Raw genomic sequence first — 19,596 nt, 5'->3', positions numbered from 1 at the left:
GGCAGTCAATTCGCTGCTACCGAGTAACAGTACTAAGCAATTTCAGACAACTATCCCGCTTCTGGTCAGCGCACACAGCACTGACCAGAGCGGTTTATCATCACTAAATCGACACTTAACGCGCCAGTAGTGCCTTAACGGTATCACCGATGTCCGCCAGGCTACGTACTGTTTTCACCCCAGCAGCTTCCAAGGCAGCAAACTTCTCATCTGCAGTGCCTTTACCACCGGCGATAATGGCACCCGCGTGCCCCATACGCTTGCCTTTCGGCGCGGTTACACCGGCGATATAGGCCACTACCGGTTTAGTCACATGTGCTTTGATGTAGGCTGCGGCTTCTTCTTCCGCGCTACCGCCAATCTCACCGATCATCACAATCGCTTCAGTTTGTGGATCTTGTTCAAACAGTTGCAGGATATCAATGAAGTTAGAACCAGGAATTGGATCACCACCGATACCGACACAACTGGATTGCCCCAGACCAACATCGGTAGTCTGCTTCACCGCTTCATAGGTTAAGGTACCTGAGCGCGAGACAATGCCCACTTTGCCTGGCTTGTGTATGTGGCCTGGCATAATGCCGATTTTGCACTCACCTGGCGTGATCACACCAGGGCAGTTCGGGCCGATCATGCGCACACCTGCTTGATCAAGCTTCACTTTTACTGCCAGCATATCCAGTGTCGGAATGCCTTCAGTAATGGTGATGATCAGTTTGATGCCTGCATCAATCGCTTCCAGAATCGAGTCTTTGCAAAATGGCGCGGGGACATAGATCACTGAAGCTGTGGCTCCCGTTGCTTCTACTGCTTCACGCACGGTGTTGAATACCGGTAGATCCAGATGACGGGTGCCACCTTTGCCTGGCGTGACGCCACCGACCATTTTTGTGCCGTAAGCAATCGCCTGTTCAGAGTGGAAGGTGCCTTGGCTGCCAGTGAAACCCTGACAGATCACTTTGGTATTTTTATCGATTAAAATGGACATATGTTATTTCCCCTCCACGGCGGCGACCACGCTCTGAGCCGCGTCAGTTAAGCTGTTTGCTGCAATGATATTCAGGCCACTTTCCGCCAGCTTTTTCGCTCCCAGCTCTGCATTGTTGCCTTCTAAGCGCACCACGACCGGCACGCTGACACCCACTTCGGCAACTGCACCGATGATGCCATCGGCGATCAGGTCGCAGCGCACGATGCCGCCGAAGATGTTGACCAGCACGGCTTTCACTTTGTCGTCAGAGAGAATAATCTTGAATGCTTCGGTGACACGTTCTTTAGTCGCACCGCCGCCAACATCCAGGAAGTTGGCCGGTTCACCGCCGTGCAGTTTAACAATGTCCATCGTGCCCATTGCCAAGCCTGCGCCGTTTACCATGCAGCCAATGTTGCCATCAAGCGCAACGTAGTTCAGTTCCCACTGTGCCGCACGCGATTCACGTTCATCTTCTTGCGACAGATCATGCATTTCACGCAACTCTGGCTGGCGGAACAGCGCGTTACCGTCACAACCCAATTTACCGTCCAGGCAGACCAAATCACCCTGTTTGGTGATCACCAGTGGGTTGATCTCGACCATGCTCAGATCACGTTCAAGGAACAGTGTTGCCAGTCCGATAAAAATTTTGGCGAACTGATTAACCTGTTTACCACTCAAGCCAAGTTTGAATGCCAGTTCACGACCTTGATACGGTTGTGGGCCAACTAGCGGATCCAGCGTCATTTTGTGGATCAGTTCTGGATGTTTGGCCGCCACTTCTTCAATCTCGACCCCACCTTCGGTGGAGGCCATAAACACCACTCGACGGGTGGCACGATCGACCACCGCACCAAGATATAGCTCTTTGTCGATATCAGTTGCGGCTTCAACCAGGATCTGGTTGACCGGTTGCCCCAGTGCATCAGTCTGGTAAGTCACTAGGCGCTTACCCAGCCAAGCTTCAGCAAATGCACGGATCTGTTCTTTACTGTCGACCAGCTTGACACCACCCGCTTTACCACGCCCACCAGCATGAACCTGACATTTCACTACCCAAGGGCCTGCACCAATTTTAGATGCAGCCTCTTCTGCCTCACGCGGCGTTGAGCAGGCATAACCGGATGGAGCTGGCATACCATACCGAGCAAACAGTTGTTTTGCCTGATATTCGTGTAAATTCATGATGTTATACCTATTTCATTCTAAAGGTTTCAGCCGAGTTACTTTTCTGTAAGCAAAAAGTTTCAACTGGATGGCAAGCATGTGGGCGCAGAGACTGCACCCACCAGAGGATTAGACGTCCAGCATCAAACGCACTGGATCTTCCAGCATCTCTTTGACCGTTACCAAGTAGCCAACGGACTCTTTACCATCAATCAGACGATGGTCATAAGAGAGAGCCAGATACATCATCGGCAAAATCACCACTTGGCCATTTACCGCCATTGGGCGATCTTTGATCGCGTGCATACCTAAAATGGCGCTCTGTGGCGGGTTGATAATTGGCGTTGACATCAGTGAGCCAAAGACACCACCGTTGGTGATGGTGAAGTTACCGCCGGTCAACTCTTCCACCGTTAACTTGCCATCGCGCCCTTTAACTGCCAATTCTTTGATTTTCTTTTCAATGTCAGCCATGCTGAGTGTATCAACATCACGCAATACTGGCGTCACCAGACCGCGCGGTGTTGATACGGCAACGCTGACATCAAAGTAGTTGTGGTAAATCACATCAGTGCCATCAATCGAGGCATTGACCTCTGGATAGCGTTTCAGTGCCTCAACTACCGCTTTGATGTAGAAGGACATAAAGCCAAGACGCACACCGTGACGCTTCTCAAACGCTTCACCATACTGCTTGCGCAGATCCATGATCGGCTGCATGTTCACTTCGTTGAACGTGGTCAACATCGCCGTGCTGTTTTTCGCTTCCAGTAACCGTTCGGCAACACGCTTGCGCAGTCGGGTCATTGGTACACGTTTTTCACTGCGACCACCAAGCGCTAATGGTGCTGCCACGCTTGGTGCAGTTGTCGCCGGTGCCGCTTTTTCTCTGTTGGCAAGATGGGCTTCCACATCTTCACGTATTATGCGACCACCGACACCACTGCCTTTGATCACGCTGGCATCCAGATCATGCTCAGCAATCATGCGGCGGATCGCCGGGCCGAGAGAGTTGTTATTCTCCTCTTTCAAGCTAGCGGTAGCGCGCTGTGCCGGAGTAGGCTCAACACTGTTTACCTTTTCTTCTGTCACTTTGCCTGAATTGTCGCTCGGGCGGATGCGCCCAAGGATTTGACGCGAGCTGACCGTTGCCTGCTCATCTTCCAGGATCACTTCCAGAATTCCCGCCTCGCTGGCGGGGACTTCCAATACCACTTTGTCGGTTTCAATCTCGACCACCACTTCGTCACGATTTACCGCATCACCCGGTTTTTTATGCCAGACAGCTACCGTCGCGTCAGCAACTGACTCAGGAAGGTCAGGAACAAGAATATCTACGCTGCTCATTAGCTTTCCTTTAATTTTTTAATCAATATTCAGTGCGCTATTCACCAGTGCCTGTTGCTGCTTCTGGTGCACGGATAAATAACCCACCGCAGGAGAGGCGGAAGCCGGGCGACCGGCATAACGCAAACTGGCACCTGCCGGGATCACATCACGGAAATTGTGCTGGCTACAGTACCAAGCCCCTTGGTTAAGCGGCTCTTCTTGGCACCAAACAAAATCGGTGACATGTGCATACGGCGCCAGCACAGCTTGAACAGCCTGATGTGGGAACGGGTAAAGTTGCTCGATCCGCACGATCGCCACATCTTTTTGCTGGTTGTTACGGCGCTGTTCCAGTAGATCGTAATAGACCTTGCCGGAGCAGAGCACGACACGTTTGACCGCTGTTGCATCAAGCGCATCGATTTCACCAATCGCCAGTTGGAAGCTGCCATTGGCTAACTCCTCCAGTGAAGAGGTCGCTAGCGGGTTACGCAGCAGTGATTTTGGCGACATGACCACCAATGGGCGACGCATTGAGCGCAACGCCTGACGGCGTAGCATGTGGTAAACCTGTGCCGGTGTTGAAGGGACACAGACTTGCATGTTCTGTTCAGCGCAAAGCTGCAAGTAGCGTTCCAGGCGTGCCGAGGAGTGCTCTGGCCCCTGCCCTTCATAACCATGCGGCAACAGCATTACCAGGCCACACATCCGCCCCCATTTCTGTTCACCAGAGCTGATGAACTGATCGATAACCACTTGAGCACCATTGGCGAAGTCACCAAATTGTGCTTCCCAGATGGTCAGTGCGCGTGGCTCAGCGGTGGCATACCCATATTCGAACGCCAGTACCGCCTCTTCAGACAGCACCGAGTCCCAGACTTTAAAGTCACCTTGCCCACTGTGCACATTGGCAAGTGGTAGATAGACTGAGCCGTCTTTCTGATTATGTACCACTGCGTGACGATGGAAGAATGTGCCACGCCCTGCGTCTTCACCCGAGATACGGATTGGGATGCCTTCATCAACCAGGGTGGCGTAAGCCAGTGTCTCAGCGGCACCCCAATCGAACAGTTTGTTGCCCTGCGCCATTTCGGCACGATCACTGTAGATTTTCGCTACGCGTGATTGCAGTTCGAATGACTCGGGAATGGTGCTGATGCGCTGCGCCAGTTCCTGTAGCCGTTTCAGATCAAACTGGCTGGGATAGGCTTGATCCCATTCACGACTGAGGTAAGGTGACCATGCTAGCGAGTTCAAACTCATCGGCCGCCACTCCTCTACCACGCAATCGCCGTGATCAAGTGCGTCGCGATAGAGGTTGATCATTTCGGTGGCATCTTCCAGCGTCAGCACACTCTGTTCAATCAGCACATCGGCGTAGATCTTACGCGGTGTTGGGTGCTTTTTGATTTTCTGGTACATCACCGGCTGGGTAGCACTTGGCTCATCCGCCTCATTGTGACCATGCCGACGATAGCAAACCAAATCGATTACGACGTCACGCTTGAAGGCGTTACGAAAATCGAGTGCCAGGCGAGAAACAAACGCGACGGCTTCCGGATCATCGGCATTTACATGGAAGATCGGCGCTTGTACCATTTTGGCGATGTCGGTGCAGTATTGTGTCGAACGCGCGTCGAGCGGGTTGGAGGTGGTGAAGCCGACCTGATTATTGATCACAATCCGCACGGTACCGCCCACTTCATAGCCACGCGCCTGCGACATGTTGAGCGTCTCTTGTACCACACCCTGGCCGGTGATTGCTGCATCACCGTGAATAGTGATCGGTAGCACCATATTGCTGCGCGCTTCATCAAGGCGATCACGTCGAGCACGCACCGACCCCATAATCACAGGGCTGACAATCTCCAAGTGCGATGGGTTAAATGCCAGCGCCAAGTGTACCATGCCACCTTCGGTCTCCAGATCAGAGGAGAAGCCCTGGTGATATTTCACGTCACCGGTGCCCAGTTGATCATTGTGTTTGCCTGCAAACTCATCAAACAAGTCACCCGGCCTTTTGCCCAGTACGTTGACCAACACATTCAGGCGACCACGGTGTGCCATGCCCAGTACCACTTCGCGCGTGCCATTCTTGCCCGCATGGCGTACCAGCTCTTTCAGCATCGGGATCAGTGCATCACCCCCCTCTAACGAGAAGCGTTTTGCACCTGGGAATTTAGCCCCCAAATAGCGCTCTAAGCCCTCTGCTGCTGTCAGTTCACTCAGGAAACGCTGCTTTTCACTGCGGCTGAAACTGGCTTGGCCGACCACCGATTCGAGCCGCTGCTGTAACCAGCGCTTCTCTTGGGTGTCGGTAATGTGCATATATTCAGCACCGATCGAGCCACAATAGGTCTGTTTCAGTGCTTGATACAGATCACCCAACTTCATGCTGTCTTTGCCGATGGCAAAAGAACCCACGTTGAAGCTCTGTTCAAAATCCGCTTCGCTTAAGTTGTGGTAGGCCAGTTCCAGATCAGCAACCCGCTCCTGTTTCCACAAACCAAGTGGATCAAGGTTGGCGTGTTGATGACCACGAAAACGGAAGGCATTGATCAACTGCAATACCTTTACCTGTTTGGCATCTGTTTCAGGATCGTTGATGGTGCTGCTGTAACGCGCTGGTTCTTTCGCCAGACGACGAAAATAGTCGCGCGTTTGCGAGTGGAGCTGTTCCGGTTTATTTCCGGAGGTTGGCAGTTGCTGGAAAATAACTCGCCAACTCTCTTCAACTGAATTTGGATCCGTTAAAAAATCTTCATAAAGCTGTTCTACGTAGGACTGGTTCGCACCCGTCAAACAGGAGGAATCCAGCCAGGCCTTCATTTCACCGTTCTGCATTATGATCCCTTACGCTTTAAAGCATTCGTTTTGCCGTGGTTAATATCATCACCGTACACGTGTAACCGTGTTTCGGTTGGTCATAGAAAACAATTTTTGATGGACAACAATTTTTAATAGAAAACAATCCATTTGGCATGCTAATAATATCGCTTCTGAAGCCACTACCAATAACCAGCGCAGTCAGCATAGTATCGCCGATAATTTGCTCGGCGGCAGTTATAACAGAGGCCTAATACATGCTCTTTTTGGAACAGTATGCTCCTGCAATGAATCTCTAAACATTGGCAAGAAATCTTGTGATTATTTGTGATCGCAATCACAGGCCAGTTTTTAGAGCTTCTCTCCGTTTACTTCTAATATGCGTAAAACCGTCGTCAGAAAACAGAAGCTGCCCGGTACAACCATCACGCTGGGCTATTATGCCAGCCGAGAGGGTATCACCGGAACAGAGATTCAGTTTCAGTTAGGCACCACGCTGTAACAACATCGATTTAATGTGTCCAATTGCTCGGGTCGGGTTTAATCCCTTCGGGCAAACATTGACACAGTTCATAATGCCATGACAGCGAAAAACACTAAATGCGTCATCTAAACCATCTAAACGTGCCGCCGTTTCGGTGTCTCGGCTATCAATCAGGAAGCGGTAAGCCGCCAATAATCCAGCCGGGCCAACAAATTTGTCTGGGTTCCACCAAAATGATGGGCAAGAGGTTGAACAACAGGCGCAGAGAATACACTCATACAACCCATCCAATTTTGATCGTTCTTCTGGCGATTGCAGATATTCACGCGCTGGCGGCGTTTTACCATCATTGAGCAGGAACGGTTTGATTTTTTCATACTGTGCGTAAAACTGTCCCATATCTACCACCAGATCGCGGATCACCGGTAACCCTGGTAGTGGGCGAATGACCACTTTGTTGTTGCCTTTGCGCAGAGCGGAGAGTGGGGTGACACAAGCCAAGCCATTTTTACCGTTCATGTTGATGCCGTCTGAACCACAGACACCTTCACGGCAAGAACGGCGAAAAGCCAGGGTCGGATCTTGCTCTTTCAGCAGGATCAATGCATCGAGCAGCATCATGTCACGCCCTTCTTCCACCTCCAGTTGGTGATCCTGCATGTGTGGCGCGTCATCAACATCCGGGTTGTAGCGATAGATAGAAAATTCAACTTTCATCACTTTTGCTCCGCAATTAATAAGAACGCACTTTCGGCGGGAATGCCGCACGCAACTTAGGCTGCATGTTTACTGCGCGGCGAGTCATGCTCGAGGTTTGCGGTAGATAGAGTGAGTGGCAGAGCCACTGTGAATCATCACGCTCCGGATAGTCGAAACGGCTATGCGCACCACGGCTTTCAGTGCGGAAATTCGCTGAAACGGCTGTGGCGTAAGCGGTCTCCATCAGGTTATCCAGCTCTAAACACTCAACACGTTGGGTATTAAACTCCTGCGAATGGTCATCAAGACGCGCGCTCTGTAGGCGTTCACGCAACTCTTTCAGCTCTGCCAAACCTTTTGCCATCGCCTCGCCTTCACGGAACACCGAGAAGTTGTTCTGCATACAGGCTTGCAATGCTTTGCGGATCTCAACCGGATCTTCACCATTCCGATTGTTGTTCCAGCGGTTCAGCCGTGCCAGTCCTGCTTCAACATCAGATTCGCTGGCATCACGGCTTTCGCCCTGTTCCGCCAGGGCCTGCTGAAGATGCAGCCCGGCCGCACGACCAAATACCACCAGATCAAGCAGTGAGTTACCGCCAAGGCGGTTGGCACCATGCACCGATACGCAGGCAATCTCGCCAACAGCAAACAGGCCAGGGATGACAACATCTTCACCGTTCTCATTCACGCGTAACGCTTGACCAGTCACTTTGGTTGGGATACCGCCCATCATGTAGTGGCAGGTTGGGATCACCGGTATCGGTTCTTTAACCGGATCGACATGAGCAAAAGTGCGTGATAGCTCAAGGATCCCTGGCAGACGAGACTCAAGCACTTCCTTGCCCAGGTGATCCAGTTTCAATTTGACATGCGGCCCCCACGGGCCATCACAACCACGCCCTTCACGGATCTCAATCATAATTGACCGAGCAACAACATCACGCCCAGCCAAATCTTTGGCATTCGGTGCGTAACGTTCCATAAAGCGTTCACCATGCTTGTTCAGCAGATATCCGCCTTCACCACGGCAACCCTCAGTCACTAATACGCCTGCGCCAGCAATACCGGTCGGATGGAACTGCCACATCTCCATATCCTGTACCGGCACGCCGGCACGCAGCGCCATGCCAACCCCGTCGCCAGTATTGATATGGGCATTGGTGGTTGATTGGTAAATGCGCCCGGCACCACCAGTGGCGAGAATGGTCGCTTTCGCTTTGAAATAGACTACTTCACCGCTCTCAATGCTGAGTGCTGTGACACCGACTACAGCGCCATCCTGATTCTTCACCAGATCGAGCGCATACCACTCAGAAAAAATGGTGGTTTTGTTTTTCAGGTTTTGCTGATAGAGCGTGTGCAGCAATGCGTGACCGGTGCGGTCGGCCGCAGCAGCTGTGCGTGCTGCTTGCTCACCACCAAAATTGAGTGACTGCCCACCGAATGGGCGTTGATAGATACGACCATCATCCAGGCGGGAGAACGGCAGGCCCATGTGTTCCAGCTCGAGGATTGCCTCTGGGCCAGTTTTACACATGTATTCAATGGCATCCTGATCGCCAATATAGTCTGATCCCTTCACCGTGTCGTACATGTGCCATTCCCAGTTATCCTGGTGGCTATTGCCGAGTGCCACAGTAATTCCGCCTTGGGCAGAAACAGTGTGGGAACGGGTAGGAAAGACTTTCGATAGCAGGGCACAACTCGACCCAGCTTGCGAAATCTGTAGTGCCGCGCGCATACCTGCACCACCAGCACCAATAACAACAGCATCAAACTCTCTGACAGGCAGTTTCATCAAACACTCCACACAACAAGGGTTCCGAACAGCAGATAGACCAGCAACATCAATACCGTGACCAGTTGCAGCAGCAACCGCAGTGCTAACGGCTTGATATAGTCAGTCAGTACTTGCCAGATACCAATCCAGACATGCACTAGCACCGCCAGCAAAGTCAGCAGAGTGAACACTTTGGTCGGATAGAAGGCAAAAAATGCTTGCCAGTTCTGGTAGGTGATTTCAGAGGTGATGATGAAAGCGAGCAAATAGATAACATACAGGGCGATGACGATAGCTGAGGCACGCAGTAATAACCAGTCATGCACACCGTTACGTCCTAGTGCCGAACCGTTGTTTACCATACCAGTATCCCCGCTAACAGTGATAACACGATGGTGATAACCAGCACAGCCTGAGCTGAACGGGTTCCGGCAATCAAACTCTCTTCAAGATAGCCAAAATCCATCAATAAATGACGGATACCGGCGCAAATATGATAAGCCAATGCCGTTAAGATGCCCCAGATAATCAACTTGACGAACAGACTATCGATTATCGTTTGAACTTGCTGAAAACTTTCTTGAGATGAGAGCGACAGGTGCAACAACCACAGGAGAATGCCAACGGATAGAAAAATTATCACGCCAGAAACCCGATGTAAGATGGACGCAATCGCTGTTACAGGAAACTGGATCGTTTTCAAATCCAGATTTACAGGCCTTTGTTTTTTCACACTGTTACCTACACCGCTCTTGTTGTCTTATTATTTCCCTTTCTCTGCCCGCTAGCCGGGTTTCAGACAACGTTGAAACGAAAAATCAACGTTGGGCGCTCCTTTTTCAGGGTAATCTGGAGACCTGGCGGCAGTATAGGAGGTTCACATTCCCATTACAATTACCCCACAATCGCTTTGGCAACATTTGCCTCGAACAGTGATTTTGATCACGATTATCACATTTAGCACAAAATAGATAATCTTGTTTGACATCTGGGCAACATATACCTTACAAGTAGTAAGGATATTATCTGACTGCACGCTTTCAGTGACGATAAACCCGTGTGATAAAAACAATAAACCATCAAAAATAACAGTTTGTTAGCATCTTAGCTAACTGCTGATGCTCTCTCTGTCCGCCAGGTTAACATGCAGTAGCAGCAGTAATTTTATTGCTGATGTCAGAGCGTTACAGTTGCACTTAATCGTGTAACACGTTACAAATCGGTAGTCAGTGGTACAAAGTAGAGTTCTACCTCTGGTAAACCATAGAGCCTATTCCAGTGGGCCTCATCGGCGCTCACCAGTTTAGTCACCGGCAGCGTGCAGCAATCACAGTGTGTTGCCAGTATCGGAGAATTTGGCGCACTGCCGCGAGACAACAACTGATAATCGACCTAATGGGATAGCCTCTAAATTAATACACCGGCAAGATTCGGTGTGGTAGGCATTAAAGAGTTATTAATGATGATTTATAAATCGTCCTCTTTCGCCTGGTTAGCGCTCTGTGCCCCACTGCAATATCGGTAACGCTGTTCACAGAGTCAGTCTGCCCACCAAACTATTGGGTAAATAGTCTACATGGTGGACAAACTATTGAGATTTTAAGCTATTCCAGTTGTTAGAGGTTTTAAAATAAAGCGCTTAAGGAGAGTGTAAATGACAGACAAAGCGACGCTAAATATCAATGGCAAAGAACCGATCGAACTGGGCATACTTACCCCTACTCTCGGCCCTAAGGTTTTAGATGTTCGGACATTGGGCTCAAAAGGCTACTTCACCTTTGACCCCGGCTTTACCTCCACCGCTTCCTGTGAATCAAAAATTACTTTTATCGATGGCGATAAAGGCGTTTTACTGCACCGTGGCTTCCCGATCGAGCAGTTGGCAAAGCACTCTTCATATCTGGAAGTGTGCTATATCCTGCTGTACGGTGAGACGCCTACCCCAGAACAGTTTGCTGAATTCAAGACCACGGTTACCCGCCACAGCATGATCCATGATCAGATCACACATCTGTTCCGTGGTTTCCGCCGTGACTCACACCCAATGGCGGTGCTGTGTGGTGTCACTGGAGCCCTCGCCGCTTTCTACCATGATGCTCTTGATATCAGTAATGAACGCCACCGTGAAATCACCGCGTTCCGTCTGTTGTCGAAAATGCCAACCGTCGCAGCGATGTGTTACAAGTACTCGATTGGGCAACCATTTGTTTATCCGCAAAACTCACTCTCGTATGCCGGCAACTTCCTGCATATGATGTTCGCAACGCCATGCGAAGAATATGTGGTTAATCCGGTGCTGGAACGCGCTATGGATCGTATTCTGATCCTGCACGCTGATCATGAGCAGAATGCATCAACCTCCACTGTACGGACTGCCGGTTCATCCGGTGCCAATCCATTCGCCTGTATTGCCGCCGGTATTGCTTCACTCTGGGGGCCTGCACATGGTGGTGCTAACGAGGCGGCACTGAAGATGCTGGAAGAGATCAAGACGGTTGAACACATTCCCGAATTCATTCGACGTGCTAAAGACAAGAATGACTCGTTCCGTCTGATGGGCTTTGGTCACCGCGTTTACAAGAATTACGACCCGCGTGCCACCGTGATGCGTGAAACCTGCCATGAAGTGTTGAAAGAACTGAACAAGAAAGATGATAACTTGCTGCAAGTGGCGATGGAATTGGAACATATTGCACTGAACGATCCCTATTTCATTGAGAAAAAGCTCTACCCAAATGTCGATTTCTACTCAGGCATCATCCTCAAGGCGATCGGTATTCCAACGTCAATGTTCACCGTCATTTTTGCTATTGCACGCACCATCGGCTGGATTGCTCACTGGAACGAGATGCACCACGAAGGGCTGAAGATCGCGCGTCCACGCCAGCTTTACACTGGCTACACTGAGCGTGAATTTAAATCACAACTGAAATAAGTCGTACTCCCTCACAGCACAGTTGTCACACTGAGCTCTGTTTTAGCCGCTGGCTGTGAACCGAGGCTGTCTTTCCCTTCTGTTCCGATTTCCCGGACTCCAGCAGGGGAAGACACTCGGCAGCGTGTGTTTGCTACTGCTGCTTTAGCTTGACTTTTTACTTCACCAATCCTGTTTTAGCGTTCAACTGATCATACTGTATTCATTCAATAAACCCGGTATATCAGGGCAACGGTTAAATCACAAAAACAAAATAATCAATAAGTTATATAAACCCACCTCATCCAGAGAGATCACTATTTTCAACGTGCAGTCGCACCTAGCGATCATCCAGCTTACTCGCCGAGTGCTGCTAACAACCGCTCTGCAATTGCTGCCACTTTAGGTATATACTGTCGAAATTGTTGAGCTGCATTGCGTTAATGTCAGATTGGCTGGCACACACGAGGAATAATCGGACACCATGTTAAGTTACCGTCACAGTTTTCACGCTGGCAATCATGCTGATGTGCTGAAGCACACCGTTCAGAGTCTGATTATCGAGTCATTGAAAGAAAAAGAAAAACCTTTCCTCTATCTGGATACCCATGCCGGTGCAGGCTGCTACCAACTCACCGATCTGCACGCAGAACGGACAGGCGAATATCGCGAAGGGATCGCTAGAATTTGGCAACGGGATGACCAGCCTGCCGAGATGAGCGCCTATATGAAGGTGCTACAGCATGTCAACCACGCTGGCAATCTGCGTTACTACCCCGGTTCACCTCTGATTGCTGCACAACTGTTACGCCCACAGGATCGCTTACATCTGACTGAACTACACCCAACCGACTACCCATTGCTGCGACGCGAATTTCAAAAAGATCAGCGTACCCGGGTTGAACGTGCAGATGGCTATCAGCAACTGAAATCACAATTGCCACCCTTATCGCGCCGTGGGTTTGTTCTGATTGACCCGCCTTATGAAATCAAGAGCGATTATCAACAGGTCGTGAGCAGTATTGCCGAAGGCCACAAACGTTTTGCCACTGGCACCTATGCACTCTGGTATCCAGTGGTATTACGGCAACAGATTAAACGCATGTTTAGAGAGCTGGAAGCCACCGGCATTCGACGCATTTTGCAAATTGAACTGGCCGTGCGGCCCGATAACAGCCAGCGCGGAATGACCGCCTCCGGCATGATTGTGATCAATCCACCCTGGAAGTTGGAGCAGCAGATGAGAAGTTTGCTGCCGTGGTTGCATCAGGTACTGGTGCCTTCAGGTACTGGTCATCATCTGGTGAACTGGTTAGTTGCTGAATAAACAGTTGCAGCGCTAAGCACCCTCACTTAGCGCCTCAAATTTCAGCGATACCCGATAGGCACGAGTTATCACAGTTATCGATATGATTTTTACGCTAAGGCTCGATCAAGCAGTTACACTGCTTACCTTTCGAATAACACAATTCACGGAAAACCAAGATGACAAAACATTACGATTATCTAGCAATTGGTGGTGGTAGCGGTGGGATTGCTTCCATCAATCGGGCGGCAATGTACGGTAAAAAGTGCGCGATTGTTGAAGCAAAAGCGCTTGGCGGCACCTGTGTCAATGTGGGCTGTGTACCCAAAAAAGTGATGTGGCACGCCGCACAGATTGCTGAGGCTATCCATCTCTATGGCCCCGATTACGGCTTCGATACCACGGTGAACGCCTTTGACTGGCAAAAACTGATCAGCAGCCGTAGCGCCTATATCGAACGCATTCATACCTCTTATAACAATGTGCTGGGTAAGAATAAGGTTGATGTCATTAGCGGTTTTGCCCGTTTTGTTGATGCACACACCATCGAAGTAAATGGTGAACAAATCAGTGCAGATCACATTCTGATTGCCACCGGTGGCCGACCTTCAATTCCGGCAATTCCTGGAGCAGAGTACGGTATCGATTCGGACGGCTTCTTTGCCCTTGATGCAATGCCGAAGCGGGTGGCGATTGTCGGTGCTGGCTATATTGCAGTTGAGATTGCCGGTGTACTGAATGCACTGGGTGCAGAAACGCACCTGTTTGTGCGTAAACATGCACCACTGCGCAATTTTGATCCTCTGATTGTAGAGACACTGCTGGAAGTGATTAACAACGAAGGGCCTATGCTGCACACCGAGGCGATCCCGCAGTCGGTAGTGAAAAACGCTGATGGCAGCCTAACACTGCAACTAGAGGATGGGAAAACCTTCAGCGTAGATTGTCTGATCTGGGCGATCGGTCGTGAACCAGAGACTGATAACCTCAATCTGGCTGTCACTGGGGTGAAAACCAACACACAGGGTTACATCGAGGTAGACAAGTTCCAGAATACCAGTGTCGCAGGCATCTATGCCGTTGGTGACAATACCGGTGCTGTAGAACTAACGCCGGTCGCGGTTGCTGCAGGGCGGCGTCTCTCTGAGCGGCTGTTCAATAACAAACCGAATGAGCACCTCGACTACAGCAATATTGCTACGGTGGTGTTTAGCCATCCGCCAATTGGAACCATCGGTTTAACCGAGCCACAGGCAAGAGAAAAATATGGTGATGATCAGGTCAAGGTCTATAAATCCGCGTTTACTGCCATGTACAGTGCGGTGACACAACATCGTCAACCTTGCCGTATGAAACTGGTCTGTGTCGGTGAAGAGGAGAAAATTGTCGGGTTACACGGTATTGGTTTCGGTATGGATGAGATCCTACAAGGGTTTGCGGTGGCGATCAAAATGGGAGCAACTAAGAAAGATTTTGATAACACCGTGGCTATTCATCCAACCGCAGCGGAAGAGTTTGTGACCATGCGCTAATGTGCTCAGGTAAAGCCAAACAGTGCAAAAGCATCATCTTTGGGATAATAACCCAGTAGTTGCGAGGTCTCTTCCAGAGAGAGTCTTTTGTGCCGGTTGTTAGAAATACCATGCACGACCGCGTGCTGTACGTCCTGGACCCGAATGCAGCGATCGAGCAGATCTGCTGCATCTCGGTGACTGAGAAATGCACTCATCTCGCGCGCACTCATATGCCGCTTAGGCGGTTCTGACTGTAGCGTGGCAAGATTTGCGATGCGCACTGCGAGTGTCGACAAGCCTTCTTGGTAGGCAAAATAGGCAGCCAACCCCTCACCAAACGCTTTGCTAGCACCATAGATATTTTTCGGCCGAGGTGCATCTTCCGGTCGTACCTGATAACCAACAGGATAACCAGCAACCGCATGAGCGCTACTGGCAAACACGACACGCTGGCACCCTGCATCCTTCGCAGCACGAAAGATATTGAAAGTACCAAGAATATTGTTATCGATGAGCGAAACGCAAAAACCAGTTTCCGGTGGAGGTACCGCTGCAAGATGCAGTACGGTATCGATGTTGCGACAAGCGGAGCGACAGGCTTCAATATCACAAATATCAAAGGCAAGCAGTTGCTCGCCAGATTGCACTTTAGGCAGCATCCAAAGCTCCTTTTCGGCCAAACGCAGAGAATAGCGATGACCAGCAAATTGCCTGAATGCTGTCGCGACACGCCCAGCCGCACCAGTAATCAAAACTCGCCCAAGCTTGCTACGTAATGCCATTGCTATCTCAATCCACGCGTTCACTCTGGTTGGCAATAGTAATAATACGCAGGATCGCTTTTGTCCACTTTTAATTAGAAGATCTGATATATCTTGTGCCATTTTGTGACATGTTCTGCGCTGATCACGCTATGTGATTGACACGATTAACCGCCTGTTAATATCGAGATACAGCGCTAAGTAACATAATGGATAACCTATTGATAGTGAAGATAACAGCCAATAATACTGTTTTTAGCTGATGGAAGGCATGCTCATTCAACCACCATGAATGATTAGATATTTTAATTGAATTGTATTCACTATCAACAGAATGCCAGCAAAACAATTGAACGTGTTTAACGCAGTTAGCCAGCAAGCCAAAAAAACACACAGCCAGTTAACTGAAATTTAAATAAAAAAATGAGTCATGCCAGCGCCAGATGGTAGGGTTTTAGTTTGTTATTCTTGATATTTACAGAAGCTTTATTTGTTAATTTTCTGTAATCCGGTGGCGAATAAAAAATAAGCAACAGCCGCCGGCATTAACTAGCCAACTGTTTAACCAGTATTTTCTATCCGCTTTATTTAGCGCATTTTGCTGTCATTTTTGCACTCATTAACCGCTAACTTTTCAAACTGACGGTTATCAACACTGTAGTTAACCTGCTTATTCAGCAGATTCAGCAGCAGTATTGAGCGTGTTTCGCCATCCGGCTCACCGTAAATCGCCTGTAAGCCGATAAACGCACCACGAGTAATCAAAACACTGTCTCCTGGTTGTGGAGTTTTCGGATCAAGATAGTGTTTATCGTGATAGGCGTGTAACTCTTCAATCACCTGGCTAGGCACCTGAGCAGGCAACCCACCAAAGCGTACAAAGTGGCTCACCCCACGCGTGGCCGCAATGGTTGTAGTGTGGATACACTCGGTATCAAACTCGATAAACAGGTAATTGGGAAACAGCGGTTCATTGATGGTTGCCCGCTTACCGCGTACAACCTTTTCCAGCATAATGGTGGGACTAAAGCAGTTAACATTTTGTCTAACAAGGTGTTCCTGTGCCCGCAATAGCTGACCACGTTTACAATATAGTAGGTACCAAGATTCCATAGATTCACTTGTCCGGTTGCTCGGCGGGCAGCATAACAAAAGTTGATGCCGACCGCTAACACTCAAAATGTATCGATTCATGCGCTACCACCGTGACGACCATGCACACCCTTAACCAATAAAAGAAAAATTCTTACCCTCAACAGTTAGCTGCGGCACGTTAGCTGAATGCGCGGAGAGAGTTGGCGCGCGTCAATCGCTCTGTTAAGCTAAACCAAAGCGATAAATTGGATTAACCGTAGAAACAAAAATCGCTCCTGTGCTCAACACACTCGCTGTGGTTATCGACTGGCAACGGTAATGAGCTGGATACATTCATTTAATCAAGTTATACCTCGGTGACTTCAAACGGCTGTCAGTGTGGCTATCTGGTCTGAAAGCCATCGGGTATACCAATCAAGGGCGTTGTGGCTTGAATGAAATACAGTGATCTACGTGATTTCCTCTCACTGCTGGAGAAGAGAGGAGAATTAAAACGCATCAGCCAGCCAATCGATCCCTATTTGGAGATGACCGAGATTGCCGACCGCACATTACGTGCCGGTGGCCCTGCACTGCTGTTTGAAAACCCCAAAGGCTATCAAATGCCGGTACTGTGCAACCTGTTTGGTACGACCAAACGTGTTGCACTAGGTATGGGGCAGGAGGAAGTCAGCGCACTACGCGAAGTCGGTAAACTCCTGGCCTTTCTAAAAGAACCTGAGCCGCCAAATGGATTTCGTGATCTGTTTGATAAGCTGCCAAAATTCAAGCAAGTTCTTAACATGCCCGTCAAGGTGTTAACTTCTGCCCCTTGTCAGCAGCAGGTCTGGCAAGGAGAAGATGTTGATCTCAATCGCATTCCCGTTATGCACTGCTGGCCAGACGATGTTGCACCGCTGGTCACTTGGGGGCTAACTATCACTCGTGGACCATATAAACAGCGCCAGAACTTGGGTATCTATCGTCAACAACTGTTGGCTAAGAACAAGCTGATTATGCGTTGGCTTTCGCATCGCGGTGGCGCACTTGATTATCAAGAGTGGTGTCAAGCACACCCAGGGCAGCGCTTCCCAGTAGCCGTCGCACTGGGTGCTGATCCTGCAACGATTTTGGGCGCTGTCACACCCGTGCCTGATACCCTCTCTGAGTATGCTTTCGCTGGACTGTTGCGCGGCAATAAAACAGAAGTGGTTAAATGCCTGTCGTGCGATTTGAATGTCCCGGCTAGCGCAGAAATTGTCCTAGAAGGGTATATTGAGCCGGGTGAAACTGCCCCTGAAGGCCCTTATGGTGATCACACCGGTTACTACAACGAAGTTGATCATTTTCCGGTTTTTACCGTCACTCACGTTACGCAGCGACGCGATGCGATTTATCACTCGACTTATACTGGGCGCCCACCCGATGAGCCGGCAGTGATGGGCGTCGCGCTGAATGAAGTATTTGTACCGATTCTGCAAAAACAGTTCCCTGAAATTGTCGATTTCTACCTACCACCAGAAGGTTGTTCTTACCGTCTCGCCGTGGTGACGATCAAAAAGCAATATGCCGGACATGCTAAGCGCGTGATGATGGGCGTCTGGTCGTTTCTGCGCCAGTTTATGTACACCAAATTTGTTATCGTGTGCGATGATGATGTTAACGCTCGCGATTGGAATGATGTGATTTGGGCGATAACCACACGTATGGACCCTGCCAGAGACACCGTGTTGATGGAAAATACCCCGATCGACTATCTCGATTTCGCTTCGCCGGTCTCAGGCCTCGGCTCAAAGATGGGGTTGGATGCCACCAATAAATGGCCAGGCGAGACTCAACGTGAATGGGGGCGCCCGATCCAGCGTGATGAGCAAGTTGTCGCGCGTATTGATGCTATTTGGCATGAACTTGCCATTTTTCCTGACCAGAAACTTAACAATTAACCAACACCGAGTTCTGTTTTCAACTTTTGCGTGATGACCTAACAGAGGGATCGCATGACAATATTAAACTGTAGAGTGACCTCGGTAGAGGCGATTACCGACACCGTTTATCGAGTACGTTTGCTGCCAGATGCGCCATTCACTTTTAAAGCCGGGCAGTATCTGATGGTGGTGATGGATGAACGTGACAAGCGCCCGTTCTCTATCGCCTCAACACCGATGCAACAGCAATATATCGAATTGCACATCGGTGCTTCAGAGATCAATTTGTACGCGATGGCAGTGATGGATCGCATTCTGAAACAGCCGACGATCATGATCGATCTGCCTCATGGTGATGCCTGGTTACGCGAACAGAGCCAACGTCCGCTATTGTTGATTGCTGGTGGCACTGGCTTCTCCTATACGCGTTCAATTCTGTTAACAGTACTTGAGCAGCAGCCAGAGCGTCCTATCCTGATCTATTGGGGGGGGCGTGAAGCGAAACACCTTTACGATCTTGATGAACTTAACACGCTAGCAGAGCAGCACCCACAACTACAGGTAATTCCAGTGGTTGAACAGCCAGAAGCTGACTGGACTGGTCGCTCTGGCACTGTGTTAACGGCTGTATTGCAAGATTTTGGCTCACTGGCTGAGTATGACATTTACATTGCCGGACGCTTTGAGATGGCAAAAGTTGCACGTGAGCGTTTCTGCAATGAACGCGCCGCATTGGCTGATCATATTTTTGGTGACGCCTTCTCATTTATTTGAGATCCCCCTGCATCAGGTCACCATCATGGAATGACGGCTGTTTATGACGTTTTTTGTCTGGAGGTGA

Annotated in this window: 15 protein-coding genes; 5 read left to right on the top strand and 10 right to left on the bottom strand. The window is 49.8% G+C overall.

Translation table 11 applies throughout. The features are described from left to right. Positions 1-115: 115 nt before the first annotated feature. From sucD to sdhC, 8 genes are all read right to left on the bottom strand, one after another. The gene (sucD, locus tag EOJ37_RS05715) at positions 116-988 is read right to left on the bottom strand and encodes a succinate--CoA ligase subunit alpha (protein ID WP_127958754.1); all 873 of its coding nucleotides are present in this window, start codon (positions 986-988) and stop codon (positions 116-118) included. A gap of 3 nt (positions 989-991) precedes the next feature. Further along, positions 992-2,158 (bottom strand): ADP-forming succinate--CoA ligase subunit beta, encoded by a 1,167-nt coding sequence (sucC, locus tag EOJ37_RS05710; protein ID WP_127958752.1) that lies wholly within the window; start codon positions 2,156-2,158, stop codon positions 992-994. A gap of 111 nt (positions 2,159-2,269) precedes the next feature. Beyond that, positions 2,270-3,487 carry a 2-oxoglutarate dehydrogenase complex dihydrolipoyllysine-residue succinyltransferase gene (gene odhB, locus EOJ37_RS05705; RefSeq protein WP_127958749.1) on the bottom strand — a complete coding sequence of 406 codons (1,218 nt, stop codon included), beginning with the start codon at positions 3,485-3,487 and terminating at the stop codon, positions 2,270-2,272. A gap of 18 nt (positions 3,488-3,505) precedes the next feature. Beyond that, positions 3,506-6,313, bottom strand: a complete 2,808-nt coding sequence (gene sucA / locus EOJ37_RS05700; protein WP_127958747.1) for a 2-oxoglutarate dehydrogenase E1 component — start codon at positions 6,311-6,313, stop codon at positions 3,506-3,508. Positions 6,314-6,779: 466 nt separating this feature from the next. Beyond that, positions 6,780-7,496: a succinate dehydrogenase iron-sulfur subunit gene (locus EOJ37_RS05695; protein ID WP_127958745.1), complete on the bottom strand. Its 717-nt coding sequence runs from the start codon at positions 7,494-7,496 to the stop codon at positions 6,780-6,782. 16 nt (positions 7,497-7,512) lie between these two features. After that, positions 7,513-9,279, bottom strand: coding sequence for a succinate dehydrogenase flavoprotein subunit (sdhA, locus tag EOJ37_RS05690; protein WP_127958743.1), 1,767 nt, complete (start codon positions 9,277-9,279; stop codon positions 7,513-7,515). Next, positions 9,279-9,623 carry a succinate dehydrogenase, hydrophobic membrane anchor protein gene (gene sdhD / locus EOJ37_RS05685; RefSeq protein ID WP_127958741.1) on the bottom strand — a complete coding sequence of 115 codons (345 nt, stop codon included), beginning with the start codon at positions 9,621-9,623 and terminating at the stop codon, positions 9,279-9,281. Before sdhD ends, sdhA begins: the two co-directional genes overlap by 1 nt. Beyond that, a complete protein-coding gene (gene sdhC, locus EOJ37_RS05680) occupies positions 9,617-9,994 on the bottom strand; it encodes a succinate dehydrogenase cytochrome b556 subunit (protein ID WP_127958739.1) in 378 nt (125 codons plus the stop codon). Before sdhC ends, sdhD begins: the two co-directional genes overlap by 7 nt. Before the next feature lie 921 nt (positions 9,995-10,915). Between sdhC and EOJ37_RS05675 the strand changes: the two genes are divergently transcribed. The 3 genes from EOJ37_RS05675 (at position 10,916) to gorA (ending at position 15,013) form a co-directional block, all read left to right on the top strand. After that, complete coding sequence (locus EOJ37_RS05675) at positions 10,916-12,196, top strand: citrate synthase (protein WP_127958737.1); 1,281 nt, start codon at positions 10,916-10,918, stop codon at positions 12,194-12,196. Positions 12,197-12,659: 463 nt separating this feature from the next. Then, entirely contained in the window at positions 12,660-13,502 is an 843-nt protein-coding gene (locus tag EOJ37_RS05670) for a 23S rRNA (adenine(2030)-N(6))-methyltransferase RlmJ (RefSeq protein WP_127958734.1), read from the top strand. Positions 13,503-13,660: 158 nt separating this feature from the next. Continuing rightward, positions 13,661-15,013: a glutathione-disulfide reductase gene (gorA, locus tag EOJ37_RS05665; RefSeq protein WP_127958732.1), complete on the top strand. Its 1,353-nt coding sequence runs from the start codon at positions 13,661-13,663 to the stop codon at positions 15,011-15,013. A 5-nt stretch (positions 15,014-15,018) separates the two neighbouring features. On the opposite strand, the gene EOJ37_RS05660 is transcribed toward gorA, so the two are convergent. Both EOJ37_RS05660 and rfaH read right to left on the bottom strand, forming a co-directional pair. Beyond that, the gene (locus EOJ37_RS05660; protein WP_127958730.1) at positions 15,019-15,777 is read right to left on the bottom strand and encodes an NAD-dependent epimerase/dehydratase family protein; all 759 of its coding nucleotides are present in this window, start codon (positions 15,775-15,777) and stop codon (positions 15,019-15,021) included. Positions 15,778-16,344: 567 nt separating this feature from the next. After that, the gene (gene rfaH, locus EOJ37_RS05655; RefSeq protein ID WP_127958727.1) at positions 16,345-16,869 is read right to left on the bottom strand and encodes a transcription/translation regulatory transformer protein RfaH; all 525 of its coding nucleotides are present in this window, start codon (positions 16,867-16,869) and stop codon (positions 16,345-16,347) included. A 416-nt stretch (positions 16,870-17,285) separates the two neighbouring features. Between rfaH and ubiD the strand changes: the two genes are divergently transcribed. Both ubiD and fre read left to right on the top strand, forming a co-directional pair. Further along, positions 17,286-18,773: a 4-hydroxy-3-polyprenylbenzoate decarboxylase gene (ubiD, locus tag EOJ37_RS05650; protein WP_127958725.1), complete on the top strand. Its 1,488-nt coding sequence runs from the start codon at positions 17,286-17,288 to the stop codon at positions 18,771-18,773. Between the two features lie 54 nt (positions 18,774-18,827). Continuing rightward, positions 18,828-19,529 carry an NAD(P)H-flavin reductase gene (fre, locus tag EOJ37_RS05645; protein WP_127958723.1) on the top strand — a complete coding sequence of 234 codons (702 nt, stop codon included), beginning with the start codon at positions 18,828-18,830 and terminating at the stop codon, positions 19,527-19,529. Positions 19,530-19,596 lie beyond the last annotated feature (67 nt).

Source organism: Serratia microhaemolytica, assembly GCF_004011885.1.
Taxonomy (GTDB): domain Bacteria; phylum Pseudomonadota; class Gammaproteobacteria; order Enterobacterales; family Enterobacteriaceae; genus Serratia_G; species Serratia_G microhaemolytica.
Note: the sequence above shows the minus strand (reverse complement) of the source record. Positions and strands in the feature narration are given on the sequence as shown.